Below are 19,519 nucleotides of genomic sequence, written 5' to 3' on the forward strand. Positions count from 1 at the left end.
CGAAAAAAACACATAAAAAAAGACAGCTGGCGCTGCCCGTGTTTACTCATTTTTTATGATTCCTGCAGGTCGCTTAGAATGTTTTCAAACACACATCGTAATTCTAATCCTCACCGCAAAAAAAGAAGCCGGATGTCCAGCTTCTTTTTCTGATTTATTAGGACAGCTGTCCAAGAATATAGGTCAAATCATCTTTTCTTGATGTCGTATACATTTTCAGCGAATTCGATATTTCTTCTACCGATTGGCCTTTTTTCAAATGGGAGCGGATGTCGGGCACGTTGAGTCCATCTGTATGTATAATGAACTTTGAACCCTTTTCATAAGTGGCGGTGTGCGTTTTGTATTTTTGCGGCTTGCCTGATAAATAGCCTGAAATCGGCAGAGGATAAAAGCTTTCACCAGACGGGGAATGCAGAATAAACCGTACGTTTCCGACAGAGCAGTACGTAAACTGCCTTTGTTCAAAATTGATTTTCAGGATAGATGCTGTTGCGCCTCTTTTGTTTTTCATCGCCTGATTACAGCGTTCGATAATGCTTTGTACGTCTTCATTCGCATAGTTTTCCACTAAGGCTTTGATGGCTGCAGAGGATTCGTTGGCAAGCGATCCGCTTCCAAGTCCGTCAGCTACCGCACAAATTAACTCCTTATCATCAGCCTTCATAAAAAAGCTGTCGCCGCAAATCGATTTTCCTTCTTTATTCAGTTGGTATACAAGAGTTTGAATATGCTCGTTTTCTTCAACCTGGATCATTACATTAACTCCATCGAGGGATCTTCAATCAAGGCCTCTCTGAGCTTCTTCACAGCTTTGCGCTGCAGACGCGAGACGTGCATTTGAGATATACCGAGAATGTCCCCAGTTTCTTTTTGGCTTTTGTTTTGGATATACGTAAGGTCTATGATTTGTTTTTCACGGTCTGAAAGGACATGAAGCACGCTTTGCAGCATCATTTGCTGGTTGACCCGCTCATATCCGTCCTCCTGTGATCCGACGATATCAAGAATCGTGACGGTGCTTCCGTCCGCATCCGCTTCAATGCTGTGGTCAACGGATAAGGCTTGATAGCTTTTGCCCATTTCCATCGTTTCAAGAACCTCTTCTTCTGAAACATCAAGGAATTCGGCAATCTCTTCTACTTTCGGCGACCTTTGTGTTTCAGTCGTCAGCTGATCAACCGCCATTTTGATTCTTGGTCCCAGTTCTTTAATCCGTCTCGGCACGTGAACGCTCCACGTTTTATCTCTGAGGAAACGTTTAATTTCACCGATGATTGTAGGAATTGCAAAAGCTTCAAACGATTTGCCGACGACGGGATCATATCGCTTAATCGCGCCGAGCAGCCCAATCATGCCGACCTGGCGGAGATCCTCGTGAAAGCTTTTGCCTTTTGAATATTTTTTCGCAAGCATATCAACCAGATTTGTATACACCTGCACAAGCGTTTCTTGCGCCTGTTCATCTTGATTTGTTTGGTAATCGCTTATGAGCCGATCGACTTCATCCTTAGTTAGTTTCGTAGTTTTTGATGGTTGTGTCATGATCAACTCGCTCCCCATTTAAATACTTTGTCATCGCTACGGTGACGCCGGAGTTGTTTTGCACTCTGACTTCATCCATGAGCGTTTCCATTAAATATAGACCGAGCCCTCCTTCTGATAATTGATCGACTGTGTGTGAAGGTGTGTACGGCCCAAGATCCTGCTGTTTTTCATCAAAATCAAAGCTGTCGCCTTCATCCGCCACAATGACCTCTAAACGATCCTCGAACACACCGAATCGTATTGACACTTCCCCATTTTTATCTTCTTTGTAAGCGTGCTGAACCGCATTTGTACACGCTTCACTGACTGCGATTTTCAGATCTTCAATTTCATCGTACGTATAGCCCATTCTGCTCGCGACGCCTGACAGTGTCAGCCTTATAATCCCTACATATTCAGGCTGGGCCGGCACTTTCATTTCGATGTAATCTGCGTTATTCTTCATTGCACTCCACCTTCTGACTTTGCAGAAATATCAATGATGTCCTTAAGACCAGTAATTTCGAATAGACGGATCAGCCGGTCAGACAGATTTTCAAGCTTGAGGGAACCGCCTTGTTTTTTCACTGTTTTAAAAACCCCTACAAAGACGCCAAGTCCGGTACTGTCCATGTAGCTGACATCCTTCAGGCAAATCCTTAAGTCAGCGCCTTGTTCTGCTAGAGGAACAAGCTTCTCTCTGAGCACCGGAGCTGAATACACATCGATTTCTCCTGCAATGTTTACTTGTATATCATCCACATTCTGTTTCACATCAACATTTATATTCATTCGTATCACCTCAAATTATCCTTCAAATCTTTAATTGTTGTATACCCTCGGCTCGCAAACGCTAAACCTTTCTTCTTAAAACAATTAACGTAAAATCATCGTGAAGCTGAAAATCCTGCAATTTGAGGAGGCTGTCATAAATGTTTTTGACCATTTCCTGCGCAGAGCCACACATATGTTCCTCAATGAGCTTCTGTATATCATGACGCTCCAAGAAGCCGTTTTCCGTCCTGCATTCTGTGACGCCGTCAGAAAAGAGAACAATCATATCTCCCTTTTCCAGATGCTGATCAAATTGTTTGTAGTCATAATCCTGCGAGATACCAAGAACGAGCCCTTTGGCCTCTAAATCGTAAAACGTGTTGTCTTTCTGAGAATAATAGAATCCCGGTTCATGTCCTGCTGAAGCGTATGTAAATCGATGCTTGTCCATATTGTAATTTGCATAAAACATCGTAATAAACATACTTGCGTCAACGTTTTGTTCAACAACCCGATTTAAATTTTTCAGCACCTGAGAAGGGTGTATGCCCGTTTCCGGCAAAGAGTCCATCGCGTATTTAATCATGGACATGCAAAGTGCCGCCGGAATCCCTTTCCCGATCACGTCCGCGATTGCAATATTAATTGATTCCTTGTCTTTGACAAAGTGGTAGTAATCACCGCTCATCTGTTTAGCGGGCACACTGATGGCGCCGATATCCAGTGCTTCTTCCTGCGGAATTTTTGTTCCGAGCAGCGTCTGCTGGACATTTGCCGCAATTTCAATTTCTGATTTGATTTCCTGCTGTATCCCCCTGAGGGTTTGATGCTCCTGATAAGCCATTCCATATCCAATCATGACTTCTATTAAAAAATCCAGCGAATGAAAAACATCTTCCGGGAGACTCGGATACAGCTCCTTCAGCACTTTGCGATGAATGCTGATGATTTCTTCCGGAGGAATTTGATGCTCGATTGTTTTTCGGCTGAATTTTTGGGCTTGATATAAAGATGTTTCTGTTAATTCGGCTATATATCGACTAAGCAGCTGATGATACCGCTGCTCAATAACCTCCCTAAAATCCACGTTCTTACCTCCTACCGAAGCCATTTAATGGCTTGTATCTCTGTTCCTTCCCCCGATACGGAATTTAAACTGAATTCATCCATCAGCCTTTTCACGCCGGGAAGTCCCGCTCCGAGTCCGCCAGACGTTGAAAACCCGTCTTCCATGACTTTGCGGATATCAGGAATTCCCGGCCCTTGGTCTTCCGCTATGATTTTCAGGCCCTTTTTTCCTCTGTCTGCGACCTGTTCAATTCCAATCTGGCCTTTACCGGCGTATAAATAAATGTTCCTGGCTAATTCTGAAATAGCCGTTGTAATTCTAGCTTGGTCTACAGTGCCGAAACCCAGTTCTTTTGCAACGTTTCGTCCCAGTTGTCTGGCGGCCACAATATCCCATTCTGTCATGATTTTTACACAGGATTGGTCGTTCATTCGCTATTCCCCCAATTCCCGCTTCAATGTCTCAAGCCCCTGCTCTAAGTCGAGCGCGGTTTCGATTTCCTCAAGTGCGATTCCAAGTTCAATCAGCGTAACTGCCACAGCAGGCTGAATTCCCGTCAAGACCACTTTTGCGCCCATTAGTTTAGACATCGTGATCACGTCGCCCAGCACTTTAGCGATAAAGGAATCAATCATGTCCACAGATGTCAGGTCAATGACGACCCCGTTTGCACCTGTTTCGTATATTTTATTTAATAAGTCTTCTTGAAAGGTTAATGCGGTTTGGTCATCAAGTTCCCATTGAATGGACACTAATAAGCAATTATACAGTTTCAAGATCGGGATTTTCGGATGTCTCAAAATGTTATTCCCCCAATGAAACAATTTTTCGATCTGTCATTTCCAATGCTGTTTGAATTCCTTTTTGCAGGGTATTCTTAGTAATAACTTGGGATAAATCTATCCCCAGGTTGACGATCGTCTGTGCAATTTCCGGACGGATTCCGGCTAGCAGGCATTTCGCTCCGACAAGCCTTACCGCCTCAGACGCCTGAATAATATGATGGGCAACCATCGTGTCGACGACAGGAACACCCGTAATGTCAATCAACACGACTTGTGATCTGTGCTTGACGACGCCGTTAAGAAGATTTTCCATAATTCGTTTTGCGCGTTCGGTATCAATTGTTCCGACCAGCGGCATCACGGTGATATTTTCAAACACCGGGATGAGCGGCGCAGATAGCTCCTGCAGCGCGATTTTTTGCAGGGATACTGTTTTCTCCCATGAGATTGAGTATTGGTTAAAGATTTCTGTATTAATCGGGCTGAAAAAGCGATCGATCTGCCAGATTAATTCCGTACTCTCTTGATCTGGCAATCTCTTATCATTCATTTTCGTGTAGAGACGCTTCCAGAATTCAGCTAGCGCCGTGGCCAGAAACTTCAAAGAAAGTCCAATTTGGACGGCTCTCAGCGCCAGTTCGCTAATTTGGCTTTCAGCAGCACTGTCATCCTTAACAGATGAAAGAAGAATGTCGATATACTCTTTAGATATATTTTCATACACTTGGTCAGTCAGCTGATATGATTCTTGCTCGCTTAATTCTTTTAGTGTGTCAGTCCACAGTTGGAGCAGTTCATTTTGATTCTCGGCAATGAACTGGTATACAGTCTGATTCGACATCAAATTCGCTTACCTCCCGATAAAAAACAACATATTTTTTTCGTTATTTCACTATTATATCGTTTATGTTTTTTGAAAACAAAAAAAGTTGCTCTATTTGAGCAACCTGTACATATGTCTAAAAATCAATGAGTGCCAAACTGATTTGTAAGGCTTCATCAACCTTATCCATCATTTCATCATCCAGATGAGTAATCTTATCCGTTAATCTTTGCTTGTCAATCGTCCGAATTTGCTCCAGCAAAATAACGGAATCTCTTTCAAAACCGTAGCGTTTTGCATCGATTTCGACGTGGGTTGGTAATTTCGCTTTCTGTATTTGTGCTGTTATGGCTGCAACAATAGCAGTTGGGCTGAAGCGATTTCCGATGTCATTTTGGATCACTAAAACCGGGCGCACCCCGCCTTGCTCTGAGCCAACAACAGGAGATAAATCAGCAAAATAAACATCGCCGCGTTTCACAATCAAATGATTATCCTCCGCTGACTAAGCGCTCAACTGTCGTTTCAGCCTCGCACTCCGCAAAGTGAGCCTCAGAAGAAATATTCAGGTTGATTTTCGCCATTTCCATATAGCCGCGTCTCATCAAATCACGGTTGTGACGAGTTGTTCGTTCGCTGACATACGCTCTCACTGCTTGTGATATCAGTTCGTTTCTGCTTCGTTTCTCCCGCATCGCTACACCATCCAATTCAGCTACTAGGTTTTCGGGCAAGCTGATTTTCATTTCGGTTCTTGCGCTGGATTCAGACAAAAAACATACACCTCCACCAAACTTACGGATACGACTCTTTTATCCATCCAGTGATAATGATACCATTATTCACTCTTCAAGCAAAGCTGTTTTATGAATTCTCATTATGAGATGCTATTTGCTTGCATTTTCCTGCAATAAAGGATTTCTTACTTCCATTATACTCCCATTTTCCAAAAACATACGGGGAACCCGGGAACTTATTGTACAAGACACCTCGTAGTTAATGGTCTCGAGCCTGCCTGCAATCTCATCCATGGAAATATATTCATCCCCCTGCCGGCCAATTAATGTGACTTTTGTGCCTGGCGGATATTCCTGATCCAGCTCTACCATAAATTGGTCCATGCAAATTCGGCCGGCGATTTTCAGCCGTTTTCCCTTCACAAGAATTTCGGTTCCTTTCAATTTTCGAAGCCATCCGTCCGCATAGCCTACAGGCACCGTCCCGATCCATGTGTCTTTTTCGGCTGTGTATTCCGCTCCGTAGCTGACGCTCTCGCCTTTTCTGATCAATTTGACATGCGACAGCGTCGAATGCAGGGTGAATGCGGGACGCAGCTGAAACGGTATTTCGTCCGTAATGTCGGCTGACGGACGGAGACCGTACATGCCGATGCCGAATCTGACCGCGTTGAAAAAGCCTTTTTTCAGCCGGAGGCCTGCGGCGCTGTTGGCGCAGTGCACCATCATTTTTTTTAGCGGCAGCGGAGCAATCAGTTCTTTAAAGCGCTCAAACTGCATGAAGAAATAGTCTCTTTCTTTTTCATCCGCTGTCGCAAAATGCGTAAATACCCCTCTGCATTTGAAACGGGGGTTGCGGTCAAGAATCGCCATCACGTGATGAACTTCTTCTTCCGTTTTTACACCAAGCCTGTTCATCCCCGTATCGACCTTCAAATGAAAATGAAGGGAACCTTTTTTCAAGTGGCGGGCTGCTTCCTGAAGCCATTCAACAGAATAACCTGTTAATGTCACGTCATATTCCGCCGCGATTGCCACATACTCCGGGGGAACCGCGCCAAGCACCAATATAGGCACCTTCAGGCCCTTCTCGCGCAGTGAGATCGCTTCATCCAGAATGGCCACGGCCAAGCATGAAGCACCTGCGTCAAGAGCAGCCTTTGCTACTTCTGCATCACCATGTCCGTAGGCGTTCGCTTTTACAACTGCCATCAGATGGACATGTTCGCCGATGTGTTCTTTCATATTGCTGACATTTTCCTTTATCGCGGACAAGTCGATTTCCGCCCACGTATCTCTGTAAAAAGGTTTTGTGCTCATAATGACACTTCCTAGCTTTTATTCAATATCATTTACATATCATACTAAAATTATAGTCCAAAGGGAAACGATGCCTGACGAAAAAAAGGCCAAATTATGTTTGGCCTTTGGCAATTATTTAGATGATTGTCCCTGCATGCTTTTCGCGACTGTCACCATTTCCTCTTTAGAAAGATCTTTTGATGAGAGAAGGTAATCTACGCCGTCATATGTCCATGATAATGAGGCATCCGACAAGGCGCCGATGGTGTAGCCGAGATTTACCGGTTCGCCGTTCAGCGTAACTGAGGAGGAAGCCTTGGCAATCTGGGCTTTTTCTTGAATTAAGGTAAATGATTTTTCTCCTCCGTAGGTCATGATGATCCGCTTCCCGTCTTCAGTTGAAATATCTTTTTCTTCAAGCAGCTTTACGCCAAGCGGCAGTTCAAGCGGCGTTTTGACCGCGAATGTATCGGATGGTTTCGCGCTTGTGGCAACATCCATTTGAGAAAGGGTCATATTTTTCTTTTCGTCAAATGATTCTTTGTCGAATTGTTTATTAAATTCGAAGCTGCTGAATTCTACTTTCACCATCACTTTTCGGTCAGTATCCATGACTTTAACAGATGACGGGCTCATATCTTTTTTGTTAAACGTGATTTCTTGCGTTGGGAGCATTTTGTTATGCTGATAGTTCGTTTTTGTTTCAAATACGTATTTCTTTTCTTTCGCAGTGAAGACTGCATCTGAATCGTTTTGAACATCCTTTACGAGCGATTCAAACAGATAGACCTGGCTGCTGTTGTTCGGCCAGTCGCTTTGAAATCTGAAGCTCTTATTTAAAGACGGCGTGAGAACAAATACTCCGTTTTCATTTCGTAAAATGACTTGGTTTTGGTCCTTTTTCGGATTTTCTAGATAAACCCTGTACAGAGACGGCTTTTTGTGCCAGATTTCCACATTGTATACTTGAGGCTCACTCCCTGTCTCGATGGTCATTTTCGCTTTTGCTTTGTACGAGGTGTATTCTTTCGCCTTTTCATCTAACCCGGTCACAATATCTTGCTGCGTTTTTTCCCCGCAGGCAGAAAGAATAAGGACAGCAAGCAGTCCCGTTAAAAGCAAAACAAAGCTTTTTCTCACCTTTTTCAACCCCTTTTTCTCAATTGATGTAAAAGGAAGAAATCGCTTGTTTGACTTTAACGGTACGCTCGGTACACGTTAGGCAGAACGGATGCGTACCATAAAAGCCTCAAACAACTTGTCTCCCTTAATGCATTATCAAATATATGAGTGGGGTTTCGCTAATATGCAGACTAGCTTGACAACCTTTCAATCACAACCTGTGCGGCCGCGTATTCCTTTGTATGAGTGATTGATACGTGAACGGCGGCCTGGCTCAGCTTCGCGCAAATGATATAGGGCTTGCCATTTTGATCTTTCTTAATTTCAATGTCCTGAAAACTGAGCTGTTTTCCTATACCGGTGCCGAACGCTTTCGAGAAAGCTTCTTTTGCTGCAAACCTCCCCGCAAGAAATTCTATTTTTCTTTTCTCTGAAAGCTCATGATATTGGTCAAGCTCGCTTCGCGTCAAAATCCGCTCAGCAAACCTTTTCTGGCGGCCGGCCATAGAAGCGACCCGTTTAAGCTCGGTGATGTCTAGTCCAATGCCGTAAATCATGTGTGATAACCTCCTTTGCGTACGTACTATTTGAATGGTTTGTCTCATAAACGTGTTACTATAGAAATACCAAAATGAAGAAAAGGGGCTCGGAATGTTTATACGGACTGAAAATTTCCAAACGTTTATCAGGCTTTATCCCGTTGTCACCTTTATATTGGCCTTGCAAGCTGTTCTCTGGCTGTTTTTTTCACTTCCTGTCCATTCAGTCGTATTATGGAGAGATGCCGTCACAGGCTATAATTTAGGCGTCGCTAACGGTGAATGGTGGCGGCTGATCACACCGGTTTTGCTGCACGCCGGTTTTACCCATCTGCTGTTTAATTCCATGTCCATCTTTTTATTTGCCCCTGCTTTGGAACGCATGCTGGGAAAAGCGCGTTTCCTGCTTGTGTACGCTGGCTCCGGCATCATCGGCAATATCGGCACATATGTTACAGAGCCGCTTGATTACGTGCATGTCGGGGCTTCAGGAGCGATTTTCGGGCTGTTCGGCGTGTATCTGTTTATGGTTCTTTTTCACAAAGAACTGATCGGGCAGGAGCATTCCAAAATGATTCTCACACTGCTCGCATTTGCCGTTCTCATGTCGTTTATCAACTCCAATATTAACATGATGGCCCATCTGTTTGGACTTTGCGGCGGGTTTCTTCTCTCGTTTTTATGTGTGCAAAAAAAAGAGCGGCGGTATTAACCGTCCGCTTTTTCATATGAGTACCAGTTTAAAATGAAGTCTGCATCCTCTTCACCTACATCCCTCACCGATAATTCTTCCATAAGGCTCGATGATTTTACCGAGGTAGAAATGGTATATAAACGGCCCTTCTTTTGAAAATACGATTGGCTGAGCTTGCAAACCTGCATTCGTCTTTTTAACACAATTCCCGTTGTTCTGCTGATAAATCTGGACGTCAATTGAAGACGATCTCCGTTGATCGTCCATCCTGCATCCTTATATGCGAGGTAGCCGAAGATCAATTCAATCGGCAGCAGGATGATCGACAGATAGCCCCATGGCTGAAAGAAGATACATAATGGAATGATCAAAAAGATTGAAAAAATGACGGAACGGAATAAATAGCGTTTCAACGCGTGCCGCGGCAGACTGCGGAAGTTTTCTTCCAGCGTGTATTCCGGCGTAAATGTCCGCAGCATGTGCGGAAGCTTTTTTTTATGAATCATCGGGAAGAGAATGGTCAAAGCGCCTTCTTCTTTTTCCCGGTCGCCGCCGCCCGCGCTGACGATGGACACCGTTACAAAGCCGAAAAGCTGGCGGATGATGTTTTCCTTTATTTTAATGGCTTGTATTTTTCGGAGCGGAATCGTGACTTGATGTTTTTCAATAATCCCTCTTGAAATCACCAGTTCCTGTTCTTTTTTAATGATTTGAAAGTTCGCGTATTTAAACATCATACCGGCAATGCTGAAAATCCAGGCGATAAATAAACCGATAAAAATGAGTACCGCGTAAATGCCGATGCTGGCGTGCTGAAGAAAGGAAAATTTATCGAAAAACCAATCCATCGGCAGCACTTCATCAAGCTGAGAAATAAGAGCAAATACAGCGGAGATAATCACTCCGATTCCGCCGGATGTAGAGGCGGCCATGAGCAATTCTTTCATGTTCATCCGATAGTGCTCTTGCGGCTCAACCGCCGGAATCAGCTCCTGCTCAGCTTCAAGCCATTCTTTATCGTGTTCGCTTTCGTGTCTTTGTGCTTTTTTCTTAAAGACGGCGTCCTTGATCCGTTCGGCTTCTTCAACAGAAATAGCAGAAAGAACAGCTTCCGCCTCCTTGCCTCCGCCTGCCGTTTCAATTTGCAGCTTCACAAGCTTAAAGATTTGCTGGATCACGCCCGCGCTCGTATTCATCGTTTGAATCCGATCAATCGATATGTATCGCTTTTTCGTGACAAACAAGCCTTCTTCAATTCTAAATTCGTCATCTTCGATTCGATAGGTAAACCTTCTCCATTTGATGATGCTTGCGGCTACAAGCCAGATGAACAGCACACCGAGCGCAATGGCTCCGTAAAAACGGACAGTATTGTTCGAATTGACGATATACACAAAAAAGAATGGCAGAATGATATTTTTTATCGTTTGAATAATGGTATGGCATAAATTCAAAATAACTGCCGCCGGGTGCAGGCGTTTCGGTTCAGACATCATCGTCAGTCACCCTTGCCAGACGGGAAATGGAGTCTCTCAGCCGATCCGCTTCCTCCATCTCTAAAGCGGGGATCGAATGAACGGTCGCGGCCGTGGAAATTTTTACGGTTGCCAGGTTGTACTTTTTCAATAACGGCCCTTGTGACGTATCGACGTGCTGAACCCTGACCATCGGGACAATCACACGCGTTACCACAAAAATACCTGACTGAATATCTATTTCATGTTCATGGACTTCATAGCGCCATACTTTATGACGGATCTTTGGAATGATAAAGACCGTCACAACCGAACCCAGCAGCCAAACCGCGCCGAGCACGCCGCTGATCCAGTACGGCCAATGAAAATAATAGCTTAACACTGCAACTGCTATGACAATAAGCAAGCAGACAGCAGATACGATGATCTCTTGAAGTCGCCAAACCTTTAATCCGTCTGGACTGATTTGGTTTTTTGGCTGCTCTCTCAAAATACCTACCTCCCGTTTTTTCGTCGTTACTTATACGTCTCTTATACAGAAAGGTTTCATTCTTAAGCATACATAGAAAAATGGCATCCGTCAGCTGAAAGTTTGCTGAATAACAAATCATGAACATAAAAAAGCCCAAAACGTTATGTTTTGGGCTCTTAATCGATAGAATTAGTAAGATTTTTTCTGGCGTCTGTCACCTGAAGAACGGCGATCGTTTGAACGCTTTTTGTCGTAGGAAGAACGGTTATTGCTTTTCCCTTTTCCGCCGCGGTAGCCGCCGCCTTGTCCGTCTCTGCGTTTAGAAGAGCGCTGGTTCTTGTAGCGTTTGCTGACCATCGGCGCTTCGTCAGTTAAGCGAACCGGTGTGTTGTCCGGCTCTTTTGTAGCCATTTTGATAGCCGCCGCAACCACTGTTACTGCATCATGATCTTCAAGCAGCTCAGCTGCCGCTGTCATGTAGAAGTTCAGGTTGTTTTCACTGATTGTCGTGCGAAGACGTTCAACAGTAACCTGCTGCTGGCCTTCTAACGCTTCATCAAGTGTAGGCTCCTTCATGCGGTCCATTTTGCGTTTTGTTGTTTGTTCAATTGCGCGAAGCATGCTTTTCTCACGCGGTGTAATGAACGTCATCGCCATACCTGTTTTTCCTGCACGGCCTGTTCTTCCGATACGGTGAACGTAGCTTTCAGGATCTTGAGGCACGTCGAAGTTGTACACGTGTGTTACGCCTGAGATATCAAGTCCGCGAGCGGCAACATCAGTTGCGACAAGAACTTCGATTGCACCTTCTTTAAATTTACGAAGCGCAACCATACGTTTCGCCTGCGTTAAGTCACCATGAATTCCTTCAGCCGCATATCCGCGTAGGTTCAGGGCTTCAGCCAGCTCATCGACACGGCGTTTTGTGCGTCCGAATACGATCGCAAGCTCAGGAGACTGAATGTCAAGAAGACGAGTCAGTGTATCGAATTTTTTGCGTTCTTGCACTTCTAAATAGAACTGCTGAATGTTAGAAACCGTCATTTCTTTTGCTTTTACTTTTACGTGTTCCGGCTCAGTCATAAAGCGCTCTGCAATGCGTTTGATCGGTGCTGGCATTGTCGCAGAGAACAGAAGTGTCTGATGCTCGCTCGGCACGTTTGAAAGAATAGATTCAATGTCGTCAATGAATCCCATGTTCAGCATTTCATCCGCTTCATCCATTACTACAGTGTTTACATTGTTTAAACGAATTGTGCGGCGGTTGATGTGGTCAAGAAGACGTCCAGGTGTTCCGACAATGATATGCGGATTTTTCTTTAACGCCCGGATTTGCCGTCCAATATCCTGTCCGCCGTAAATAGGAAGAACCTTCGCACGCTTATCTTGTCCGATTTTATATAATTCTTCAGATACTTGAATGGCTAATTCACGGGTTGGCGCGATTACGATTGCTTGAATATTAGGAGACTCGGGGTTAATTTTTTCAACAAGGGGTATACCAAACGCAGCTGTTTTACCTGTACCTGTTTGCGCTTGTCCAATGACGTCTTTATTTGAAAGTCCGAGCGGTATCGTTTGTGCCTGAATCGGTGTTGCTTCTTCAAATCCCATACGATTAATTGCTTTCATGAGATCAGAACTTAAATTAAAATCTTGAAACGTTATAGTCAAATTATTCAAACTCCTTCTAATTGCTGTTTCAGTAATGTCGTGATTTACCACTTATAAAACTGCCCTTTAGACAAAAAGGACAGGATCCATCCGTATACAAAGCCCGAATTACTTTAAGTTTTATCTTACCATTACACTATTTGTTTTTCAATAAGATGAGAAGCAGATCGGCTTCTCGAATATGCCGGCTGCTGCTCCATCCGCTCCCATGTGTCCGGCGGAGAACTTCGGGTCGGCGGATGAAACGCCGGACGAATATGTTCGTATCGCGAAATAACCTGTATTTATTGTATCATAGCCGCAGCCGGCCAGATATACATAATTTCTGGCCGGCATAGATTAGTGTTTGCACATCATGTTATTTTATGATGCAATATGCGGTTTTTCCGCAAGATTTTTTTACGAAAGCGGGCTCTCTATTAAATCTTTAACGATTTCTTCAAGCTTCATACCTCTGGACGCTTTGAATAAAATCAAATCTCCTTTTGACGCCTTTTCCTTCACAGCTTGAAGGAGATCTTTTTTCTCGGTGAAGTGGCTGACGCGTTCTTTCTCAAAGTGTTTCAGTGCGCCTTCCGCGATAAATGCTCCCAGTTTTCCGTACGTATAGACGCGGTCGATTTTTTCAGGGCTGATCACAGCGCCGCACTCTTTATGGAACGTTTCTTCAAGATCGCCGAGTTCAAGCATATCGCCGAGCACGAGCATTTTTTTCCCGTAGCCTTCAAGGCTTTCTGTCAATTGAATGGCAGCCTTCATGGATGTCGGACTCGCATTATAAGCGTCATTGATAATCGAAATGCCGCTGTCTGTTTTGATGAGTTCAAGTCTCATGCCGGTTACCTTTAGTCCGCTCAGTCCTTTTGCCGCATCCTCAGTCGTGATGCCAAAATAAGCCCCCGCAGCGATCGCAGCCATGGCGTTCATGACATTGTGCTTACCGAGTATCGGAATAAAAAACGTTTTTTCCATCCCTTTGATTGTAAAATGAGTTCCTGCTTCACTCTGGCTGACATCCTGAAGCTGATAATCATTTTGAGCTCCCGTTCCGTACGTTTTCGTTTGGCAGCTGTATGCTTTTTGAAGGAGCGGTTCGTCCCCGATATAAATCAGCACTCCGTCTTCTTTAAGCCCGTTAATGATTTCAAGCTTCGCCTCCGCGATGCCTTCTCTTGAGCCAAGGTCTTGCATGTGGGATTCGCCGATATTCGTAATCACTGCCGCATCCGGGTTTGCCAGGCGGGACAGGAGATCAATTTCTCCTTTGGCGCTCATTCCCATCTCCAATACAGCGATCTCCGTATCTTCAGGCATAGCTAAAACCGTCAGCGGCAGACCGATGTGATTGTTGAAGTTTCCTCCTGTTTTGTGGACACGGTACCGGGTTCCCAGGACGGCGTGAATCATATCTTTCGTTGTCGTTTTGCCATTGCTTCCGGTTACCCCGATGACACGGGTGCCAAGCTCCTGCAAATAAGCTTTTGCAAGCTGCTGAAGAGCGGAAAGGGTGTCGTCCACTAAGATGACGGCTTGATTCTCGGGCGGATTTGGTTCTGACCGATCCCAAAGAACGGCCGCAACACCTGCATCAAAAGCCTGCGGCACAAAAGTGTGGCCGTTAAAATGTTCCCCTTTCAGCGGGATGAAAAGCTGATGCTGTTCGAGTTTTCTTGTATCAGTTGCCACTCCATGAATGACTGTTTGTTCATATTGCGGATTTGTCAGTGTGCCTTTGACCATCTCGGCAATGTTCTTTACTGTTCGCTTAATCAAGTGAGGTCCCTCTCTTTCTTTTGTATATACGGGAAAAGACACTGCCCTCTTACCGGCAGTGTCCATCTTCATTAGAATGTATGCTTAATTAATTGTTTCTCAGCGTGGCGTTCTTTTGCAAGCTCTACAAGCTGTTCAATCAGATCAGCGTATTCCACTCCGGCCTCTTTCCAGAGCAGCGGGAACATGCTGAAAGGTGTAAAGCCAGGCATTGTGTTGACTTCATTGATCAGAACTTCGCCGTCAGCTGTCAGGAAAAAGTCCGCTCTGACAAGTCCTGAACCGTCGATCGCTTTAAACGCTTTGATCGCCATATCACTGATTTTTGTGTATTCCTCATCGGACACATTCGCCGGGATCATCAGATCAGTGTCTCCATCTTCATATTTCGCTTTGTAATCGTAGAAATCTGTCTTTGGTGCGATCTCTCCCACAACAGAGCATTTAGGATCGTCATTTCCAAGAACGCCGATTTCGATTTCTCGGCCGTTAATTCCTTCTTCAACGACGACTTTGCGGTCATATTGGAATGCAAGCTCAAACGCTTTTTGCAGTTCTTCACGGTTTCGGCATTTGCTGATTCCGACACTTGATCCAAGATTTGCCGGTTTTACGAAGCAAGGGTAGCCTAATTCCTCTTCTACCTGCTTACAGCTTTCTTCCGGAGAACGAGTCCAATCTTTCTTAAGGAAAGCTGCGTATTTAGCCTGAGCAAGTCCTGCCTGCGCGAATAAATGTTTCATAACGACTTTATCCATGCCTGCTGAGGAAGCAAGCACACCGTTGCCGACATAAGGAATATTCAACAGTTCGAGCATTCCTTGGATCGTACCGTCTTCTCCGTTCGGTCCGTGGAGGAGCGGGAATACGACGTCGATGGCTTCATTTTGCTCTGGCGCTTCCTGCGGAAACATTTCCTGGTTCAGGGCAGCTGGAGAAAAAGCACTGCCTCCTTGCTCAAATTGAAGCATTTTCACGTTTGAAACAGGCTCAGATAAACGGGCGCCTCTTACCCATTCGCCTTTTTCAGTTATATAAATCGGATGTATATCAAACTTCTCAGTATTTAGCGCTTTGATTACAGCCAGAGCTGTCTGCAGTGATACATTATGTTCTGCTGACTTTCCTCCGTACACTAATCCTAGACTTGTTTTCAATGGATACTCCCCCCACTACAAATTCATCTTTACTATCTTATCACTTTCACGAGAAAATGATCTAATTATTTTTGGGCATGCTGATGCTGAATGCATTTGTATGTAATTCCTTTTTATTTTATATTAAAATGGCATTGAAAAGGAGATGTGACATATGAAAAAAATCACGACAAACGAACAATTTAATGAACTGATTCAATCCGATAAAGAAATTATCGTAAAGTTTTATGCTGATTGGTGCCCAGACTGCACACGCATGAATATGTTCATCGGCGATATTTTGGAAGAGTACAATCAAAACGATTGGTATGAGCTGAATAAGGACGAGCTTCCTGAATTGGCTGAAAAATACCAAGTAATGGGTATTCCTAGCTTGCTTATCTTCAAAAACGGTGAAAAAACAGCTCATCTTCACAGCGCCAATGCCAAAACGCCTGAAGAAGTGACTGAATTTTTATCTGAACATATAAGCTAATTCGTTTAACAGCCTTATTTTATGTCGTCGGGCTCTACATGAACATGAACATGAGTGACATCGTGTTCATGTTTTATTTTATCCTCTACTTCATCCGCCACTCCATGGCCTTCTTCTACTGTAAGCTTTGGATCAACCGTAATAACCATCTCAATATGAACTGTGCTGCCTAAATACCGGGCTTTCACATCCTTTAGACGATGTACACTTTCAATCCTGCCGACGGTCTGTTTGTAAGGCTCAAGATCTTTTAAGTGAAAGCCGTCTGTTAAAGAATGTGAAGCATCTTTAAAGATGTCCCATGCCGTTTTGCAAATGATGATGCCGATGATAAAAGCTGTTACCGGATCGATCCACGGCAGCTGAAGCTGGGATGACATCACACCGATAAACGCTCCGGCACTTACAAAAGCGTCTGATCTGCTGTCCTTTGCCGCTGCCATCAGGGCAGAGCTTTTAATCGATGCCGCCAGCCTTTTGTTATATAAGTAGATGCCATACATAAACAAGGCACTGCCTAACGCCGTCCATGCCGCTATAAGACTTGGCGTTTCCGTAGTTCCGCCCGCAATCGCTTTTCCTCCGCCGATTAACACTTCAATGCCGACAACCATCATAATAAAAGACGCAACAAGAGACGAAATTGTTTCAGCCCGATAATGGCCATATGGATGATCGCTGTCAGCCGGCCTTTGGGAAATACGCAATCCAATCAGCACCGCCACTGACGCAACAATATCTGTTCCATTATTTAATCCGTCTGCTCTCAGCGCTTCGGAATGATAGAGGATCCCAATGACAAGCTTCACAACAGCAAGGATGACATAAGCAAAAATATTGAGGAGCGCCCCTTTTTCTCCCTTTTTCAGATTTTCTGTCCGCTCCATTGAATACCAGCCTCCATTCTATTACATAGTATGGTTCAAAACATGAAAAATAGCAGCGGCAGCATTCAATGAAGAGGGACATTTCGACAGCAAATTATTCCCCGGGAAACTTTTTGTCGATCTTTTGAATGTTTGCATATTTGGGAAAGAATAGGACTGTTTTCACCTTTACAGGCTATTGCGGACATTGTATACTGAAGTTAATTGATAATGATTATCAATATCGTTTGATTGGAGGTTGGTGACATAATGACACCTCAGTCTGCAGAAACCAGAAAAAAACAGCTCATTCATCTGTTAATACAGAATGGTATATACAAAAAGTCAAAGCGTCATTTGTATGAATTGTCGCTGACGGAGTTAGAAAGTGAATACAAACATGTCAGGAGGGCGCCGGAGCATGCCGAAGCGTAAAGTAAAAACCTACCAGCAGCTAATCCAGGAAAACAAAGAGGCGATTATGGGCAATCCAAAGCTGATGAACGTCATTTATGACAGGATCGACCGCAAGCATCAAAAGAATCTCCAAGAGCAAAACAATACATAAAAAGAGCCGAAAGGCTCTTTTTTTCATGACTCAAACGCTTCTGCGGCCAGCTTTTGGATCACCGCATCATCCATCGGCGGGTTATGGAGACCGGCGCGCACATCACGATAATAGCGCTGAAGCGGGTTGGTTCGTTCAAGACTTTTGGCCCCGACAATTCTCATCGCTTTATCGACAACAGACAGCGCAGCATTTGTGACGATATGTTTCGCCGCACCAAGCTCGCTTTTCAAGTGAGGGCGGCGCTCCGGATTGTCATACAATTGAGCGATATGGAAAAGAAAATGTCTGGCATTGAGCAGTTCAAGCTCCATTTCGCCTGTTCTTTGCTGTACGGCTGGGACATCCTTGATCGGTCCCTTCAAACTGTTTGGAGAATACTCAGATGCAAATTGCACCGCATAGTCTCGTGCTGCTTGAGCAATGCCAAGATAAATCGCCGGAATATGAAGCAGCCAGCCATTCGGCTTAGCTCCCCGAGGTCCTTGAAGCAATTCCACCAGTTTCTCCTCATCAAGCATTACCTCATTCAGTACAAGGTCATGGCTTCCAGTCGCCCGCATCGCCATCATATCCCACGTTTCTTTAATCGACAAACCGGGATCATCTTTATGAATGAGAAACACGCCTGTTGTTTGTTTTTCTTCAATCCATGCTGTCACTAAAAAATAATCCAGTGCCTGTGACATCGTCGTAAAGGTTTTTCTACCGTTTACTGCCCATTTACCATCCTTTTTGACGGCGTTTGTACCGGGACGCCCTCCTCTTGTCGGGCTTCCGGTTTGCGCTTCTGTCGCCGCCCTGTTGATGACGGCTCCGTTTTGGACTTCCTTTGCAACAAATGCAAACACGTCTTTATCCCAGCTGTTGCCTTCTCCGAGCTCCCCGATTACGCTCAAATGCCAGCCGATGCTGAGCGCTGCAGGAGCGTCTCCCCGTGCAAGCCGTTCTTGAAACAGGAGCATGTCGTAAACAGAAATGCCCCCTCCTCCATGGGATGCTGGCAATGTTAACGCCGTATACCCGGCATCACGCAGTTTTTGTATTTTTTCTAAAGGAAAACGTCCCAGTTCGTCATCTTCAGCGGCTGTTTGCTGAAATTCATCCGCAAGCCGTCCGATTTTCTCCATCCATTGCCGTTGTTGATCGTTTTGTATAAATAATGACATCCGGCAGCCCCCCAAGGTTTTAATTCCGATAAATTTAATATGTATTATAGATTTCCTGCCGCCATTCCGCAACTGTTAACCTTTTTGTCCGGTATAAAAAAAACACGCCGTTCCCCCAGGGAACAGCGCGATTACACAGGATTTGCATCCCGGTCTTGTTTCATGCCGAGATAAATCAGCATATATGTCAGGTAACCCATTGTCATCACCAAGCCGCCAAAGAAAAAGCTCGAGAAAATCGGCTCTTCAAAAGCGGTTACTGCAGCAAGCACAATCCAGCTGGCATACAGATAGATGATAAAATAACGGATGCCCGTCTTCATTTTATATATCATGTACAGCCCCGCGAGAGAGAACAACCCAAGCGCGAGTCTGAAATAAACAAGATGTTCAAACTGAAACATGAATGACACAAATGAGAATCCAAGCAGTAATACGATCGGTAAAGCGGTAATAAAGTTCCTCAATCGAGACACCTCCGTCAGTACCTATAGTATAAACCAAAATATCAAATGATA

At 44.5% G+C, this 19,519-nt stretch carries 26 protein-coding genes; 4 read left to right on the forward strand and 22 right to left on the reverse strand.

Annotated features, from left to right (window positions below):
* Window positions 1-157: 157 nt before the first annotated feature.
* The 13 genes from rsbX to acpS form a co-directional block, all read right to left on the reverse strand.
* Window positions 158-757 carry a phosphoserine phosphatase RsbX gene (gene rsbX, locus KHQ79_RS17815; RefSeq protein WP_119913434.1) on the reverse strand — a complete coding sequence of 200 codons (600 nt, stop codon included), beginning with the start codon at window positions 755-757 and terminating at the stop codon, window positions 158-160.
* A complete protein-coding gene (gene sigB, locus KHQ79_RS17820) occupies window positions 757-1,545 on the reverse strand; it encodes an RNA polymerase sigma factor SigB (RefSeq protein ID WP_003240361.1) in 789 nt (262 codons plus the stop codon). Before sigB ends, rsbX begins: the two co-directional genes overlap by 1 nt.
* On the reverse strand, window positions 1,511-1,993 hold the full coding sequence (gene rsbW / locus KHQ79_RS17825; RefSeq protein ID WP_003240359.1) for an anti-sigma B factor RsbW: 483 nt from the start codon (window positions 1,991-1,993) through the stop codon (window positions 1,511-1,513). Before rsbW ends, sigB begins: the two co-directional genes overlap by 35 nt.
* The gene (gene rsbV, locus KHQ79_RS17830; RefSeq protein WP_003240357.1) at window positions 1,990-2,319 is read right to left on the reverse strand and encodes an anti-sigma factor antagonist RsbV; all 330 of its coding nucleotides are present in this window, start codon (window positions 2,317-2,319) and stop codon (window positions 1,990-1,992) included. The genes rsbW and rsbV overlap by 4 nt, the downstream gene beginning before the upstream one ends.
* Window positions 2,320-2,380: 61 nt before the next feature.
* Window positions 2,381-3,388 (reverse strand): phosphoserine phosphatase RsbU, encoded by a 1,008-nt coding sequence (rsbU, locus tag KHQ79_RS17835; protein ID WP_003240354.1) that lies wholly within the window; start codon window positions 3,386-3,388, stop codon window positions 2,381-2,383.
* Between the two features lie 11 nt (window positions 3,389-3,399).
* On the reverse strand, window positions 3,400-3,801 hold the full coding sequence (gene rsbT / locus KHQ79_RS17840; protein WP_003240352.1) for a serine/threonine-protein kinase RsbT: 402 nt from the start codon (window positions 3,799-3,801) through the stop codon (window positions 3,400-3,402).
* 3 nt (window positions 3,802-3,804) lie between these two features.
* Window positions 3,805-4,170 carry an RsbT antagonist protein RsbS gene (gene rsbS, locus KHQ79_RS17845; protein WP_003225190.1) on the reverse strand — a complete coding sequence of 122 codons (366 nt, stop codon included), beginning with the start codon at window positions 4,168-4,170 and terminating at the stop codon, window positions 3,805-3,807.
* 4 nt (window positions 4,171-4,174) lie between these two features.
* Window positions 4,175-4,999, reverse strand: coding sequence for an RsbT co-antagonist protein RsbRA (gene rsbRA / locus KHQ79_RS17850; protein ID WP_003240350.1), 825 nt, complete (start codon window positions 4,997-4,999; stop codon window positions 4,175-4,177).
* Between the two features lie 115 nt (window positions 5,000-5,114).
* On the reverse strand, window positions 5,115-5,465 hold the full coding sequence (ndoA, locus tag KHQ79_RS17855) for a type II toxin-antitoxin system endoribonuclease NdoA (protein ID WP_003156187.1): 351 nt from the start codon (window positions 5,463-5,465) through the stop codon (window positions 5,115-5,117).
* A gap of 4 nt (window positions 5,466-5,469) precedes the next feature.
* A complete protein-coding gene (gene endB / locus KHQ79_RS17860; RefSeq protein WP_003225183.1) occupies window positions 5,470-5,751 on the reverse strand; it encodes a type II toxin-antitoxin system antitoxin EndoAI in 282 nt (93 codons plus the stop codon).
* 114 nt (window positions 5,752-5,865) lie between these two features.
* Complete coding sequence (gene alr / locus KHQ79_RS17865) at window positions 5,866-7,035, reverse strand: alanine racemase (protein WP_225516371.1); 1,170 nt, start codon at window positions 7,033-7,035, stop codon at window positions 5,866-5,868.
* Window positions 7,036-7,149: 114 nt separating this feature from the next.
* Window positions 7,150-8,166 (reverse strand): LolA family protein, encoded by a 1,017-nt coding sequence (locus tag KHQ79_RS17870; RefSeq protein ID WP_080010740.1) that lies wholly within the window; start codon window positions 8,164-8,166, stop codon window positions 7,150-7,152.
* Between the two features lie 164 nt (window positions 8,167-8,330).
* Window positions 8,331-8,696 carry a holo-ACP synthase gene (acpS, locus tag KHQ79_RS17875; protein WP_019257535.1) on the reverse strand — a complete coding sequence of 122 codons (366 nt, stop codon included), beginning with the start codon at window positions 8,694-8,696 and terminating at the stop codon, window positions 8,331-8,333.
* A 94-nt stretch (window positions 8,697-8,790) separates the two neighbouring features.
* On the opposite strand from acpS, the gene KHQ79_RS17880 reads away from it, so the two are divergent.
* Window positions 8,791-9,390: a rhomboid family intramembrane serine protease gene (locus tag KHQ79_RS17880; RefSeq protein ID WP_225516374.1), complete on the forward strand. Its 600-nt coding sequence runs from the start codon at window positions 8,791-8,793 to the stop codon at window positions 9,388-9,390.
* Here the strand turns inward: KHQ79_RS17880 and KHQ79_RS17885 are convergent.
* The 6 genes from KHQ79_RS17885 to KHQ79_RS17910 form a co-directional block, all read right to left on the reverse strand.
* Complete coding sequence (locus KHQ79_RS17885) at window positions 9,387-10,868, reverse strand: PH domain-containing protein (RefSeq protein WP_225516375.1); 1,482 nt, start codon at window positions 10,866-10,868, stop codon at window positions 9,387-9,389. The genes KHQ79_RS17880 and KHQ79_RS17885 overlap by 4 nt on opposite strands.
* Window positions 10,858-11,337 (reverse strand): PH domain-containing protein, encoded by a 480-nt coding sequence (locus KHQ79_RS17890; protein ID WP_003240334.1) that lies wholly within the window; start codon window positions 11,335-11,337, stop codon window positions 10,858-10,860. Before KHQ79_RS17890 ends, KHQ79_RS17885 begins: the two co-directional genes overlap by 11 nt.
* A gap of 171 nt (window positions 11,338-11,508) precedes the next feature.
* On the reverse strand, window positions 11,509-12,993 hold the full coding sequence (gene cshA, locus KHQ79_RS17895; RefSeq protein ID WP_019257533.1) for a degradosome RNA helicase CshA: 1,485 nt from the start codon (window positions 12,991-12,993) through the stop codon (window positions 11,509-11,511).
* Window positions 12,994-13,140: 147 nt separating this feature from the next.
* Window positions 13,141-13,329, reverse strand: coding sequence for a hypothetical protein (locus KHQ79_RS17900; RefSeq protein WP_019257532.1), 189 nt, complete (start codon window positions 13,327-13,329; stop codon window positions 13,141-13,143).
* Window positions 13,330-13,392: 63 nt separating this feature from the next.
* Complete coding sequence (locus KHQ79_RS17905) at window positions 13,393-14,766, reverse strand: UDP-N-acetylmuramoyl-tripeptide--D-alanyl-D-alanine ligase (protein ID WP_225516378.1); 1,374 nt, start codon at window positions 14,764-14,766, stop codon at window positions 13,393-13,395.
* A gap of 71 nt (window positions 14,767-14,837) precedes the next feature.
* Window positions 14,838-15,923: a D-alanine--D-alanine ligase gene (locus KHQ79_RS17910; protein ID WP_003240327.1), complete on the reverse strand. Its 1,086-nt coding sequence runs from the start codon at window positions 15,921-15,923 to the stop codon at window positions 14,838-14,840.
* Between the two features lie 154 nt (window positions 15,924-16,077).
* Between KHQ79_RS17910 and KHQ79_RS17915 the strand changes: the two genes are divergently transcribed.
* Window positions 16,078-16,398 (forward strand): thioredoxin family protein, encoded by a 321-nt coding sequence (locus KHQ79_RS17915; protein ID WP_003225161.1) that lies wholly within the window; start codon window positions 16,078-16,080, stop codon window positions 16,396-16,398.
* A 14-nt stretch (window positions 16,399-16,412) separates the two neighbouring features.
* Here the strand turns inward: KHQ79_RS17915 and KHQ79_RS17920 are convergent, their stop codons facing one another.
* Complete coding sequence (locus KHQ79_RS17920) at window positions 16,413-17,285, reverse strand: cation diffusion facilitator family transporter (RefSeq protein ID WP_003240325.1); 873 nt, start codon at window positions 17,283-17,285, stop codon at window positions 16,413-16,415.
* Window positions 17,286-17,534: 249 nt separating this feature from the next.
* Between KHQ79_RS17920 and KHQ79_RS17925 the strand changes: the two genes are divergently transcribed.
* Window positions 17,535-17,699, forward strand: coding sequence for a Fur-regulated basic protein FbpA (locus KHQ79_RS17925; protein ID WP_019257529.1), 165 nt, complete (start codon window positions 17,535-17,537; stop codon window positions 17,697-17,699).
* Window positions 17,653-17,832 carry a Fur-regulated basic protein FbpB gene (fbpB, locus tag KHQ79_RS17930; protein ID WP_010886410.1) on the forward strand — a complete coding sequence of 60 codons (180 nt, stop codon included), beginning with the start codon at window positions 17,653-17,655 and terminating at the stop codon, window positions 17,830-17,832. The genes KHQ79_RS17925 and fbpB overlap by 47 nt, the downstream gene beginning before the upstream one ends.
* Before the next feature lie 23 nt (window positions 17,833-17,855).
* Here fbpB and KHQ79_RS17935 read toward each other — a convergent pair whose 3' ends face one another.
* Window positions 17,856-19,001, reverse strand: a complete 1,146-nt coding sequence (locus KHQ79_RS17935; protein WP_225516380.1) for an acyl-CoA dehydrogenase family protein — start codon at window positions 18,999-19,001, stop codon at window positions 17,856-17,858.
* A gap of 131 nt (window positions 19,002-19,132) precedes the next feature.
* Window positions 19,133-19,468, reverse strand: coding sequence for a hypothetical protein (locus KHQ79_RS17940; RefSeq protein ID WP_019257527.1), 336 nt, complete (start codon window positions 19,466-19,468; stop codon window positions 19,133-19,135).
* Between the last annotated feature and the right edge of the window lie 51 nt (window positions 19,469-19,519).

Source organism: Bacillus sp. TSO22 (assembly GCF_020223595.1).
Taxonomy (GTDB): domain Bacteria; phylum Bacillota; class Bacilli; order Bacillales; family Bacillaceae; genus Bacillus; species Bacillus inaquosorum.

Coding starts and splice junctions, on each gene's coding strand:
- rsbX (WP_119913434.1), bottom strand. CDS start 757: ATGATCCAGGTTGAAGAAAACGAGCATATTCAAACTCTTGTATACCAA.
- sigB (WP_003240361.1), bottom strand. CDS start 1,545: ATGACACAACCATCAAAAACTACGAAACTAACTAAGGATGAAGTCGAT.
- rsbW (WP_003240359.1), bottom strand. CDS start 1,993: ATGAAGAATAACGCAGATTACATCGAAATGAAAGTGCCGGCCCAGCCT.
- rsbV (WP_003240357.1), bottom strand. CDS start 2,319: ATGAATATAAATGTTGATGTGAAACAGAATGTGGATGATATACAAGTA.
- rsbT (WP_003240352.1), bottom strand. CDS start 3,801: ATGAACGACCAATCCTGTGTAAAAATCATGACAGAATGGGATATTGTG.
- alr (WP_225516371.1), bottom strand. CDS start 7,035: ATGAGCACAAAACCTTTTTACAGAGATACGTGGGCGGAAATCGACTTG.
- acpS (WP_019257535.1), bottom strand. CDS start 8,696: ATGATTTACGGCATTGGACTAGACATCACCGAGCTTAAACGGGTCGCT.
- KHQ79_RS17880 (WP_225516374.1), top strand. CDS start 8,791: ATGTTTATACGGACTGAAAATTTCCAAACGTTTATCAGGCTTTATCCC.
- KHQ79_RS17885 (WP_225516375.1), bottom strand. CDS start 10,868: ATGATGTCTGAACCGAAACGCCTGCACCCGGCGGCAGTTATTTTGAAT.
- KHQ79_RS17900 (WP_019257532.1), bottom strand. CDS start 13,329: ATGCCGGCCAGAAATTATGTATATCTGGCCGGCTGCGGCTATGATACA.
- KHQ79_RS17915 (WP_003225161.1), top strand. CDS start 16,078: ATGAAAAAAATCACGACAAACGAACAATTTAATGAACTGATTCAATCC.
- KHQ79_RS17920 (WP_003240325.1), bottom strand. CDS start 17,285: ATGGAGCGGACAGAAAATCTGAAAAAGGGAGAAAAAGGGGCGCTCCTC.
- KHQ79_RS17925 (WP_019257529.1), top strand. CDS start 17,535: ATGACACCTCAGTCTGCAGAAACCAGAAAAAAACAGCTCATTCATCTG.
- KHQ79_RS17935 (WP_225516380.1), bottom strand. CDS start 19,001: ATGTCATTATTTATACAAAACGATCAACAACGGCAATGGATGGAGAAA.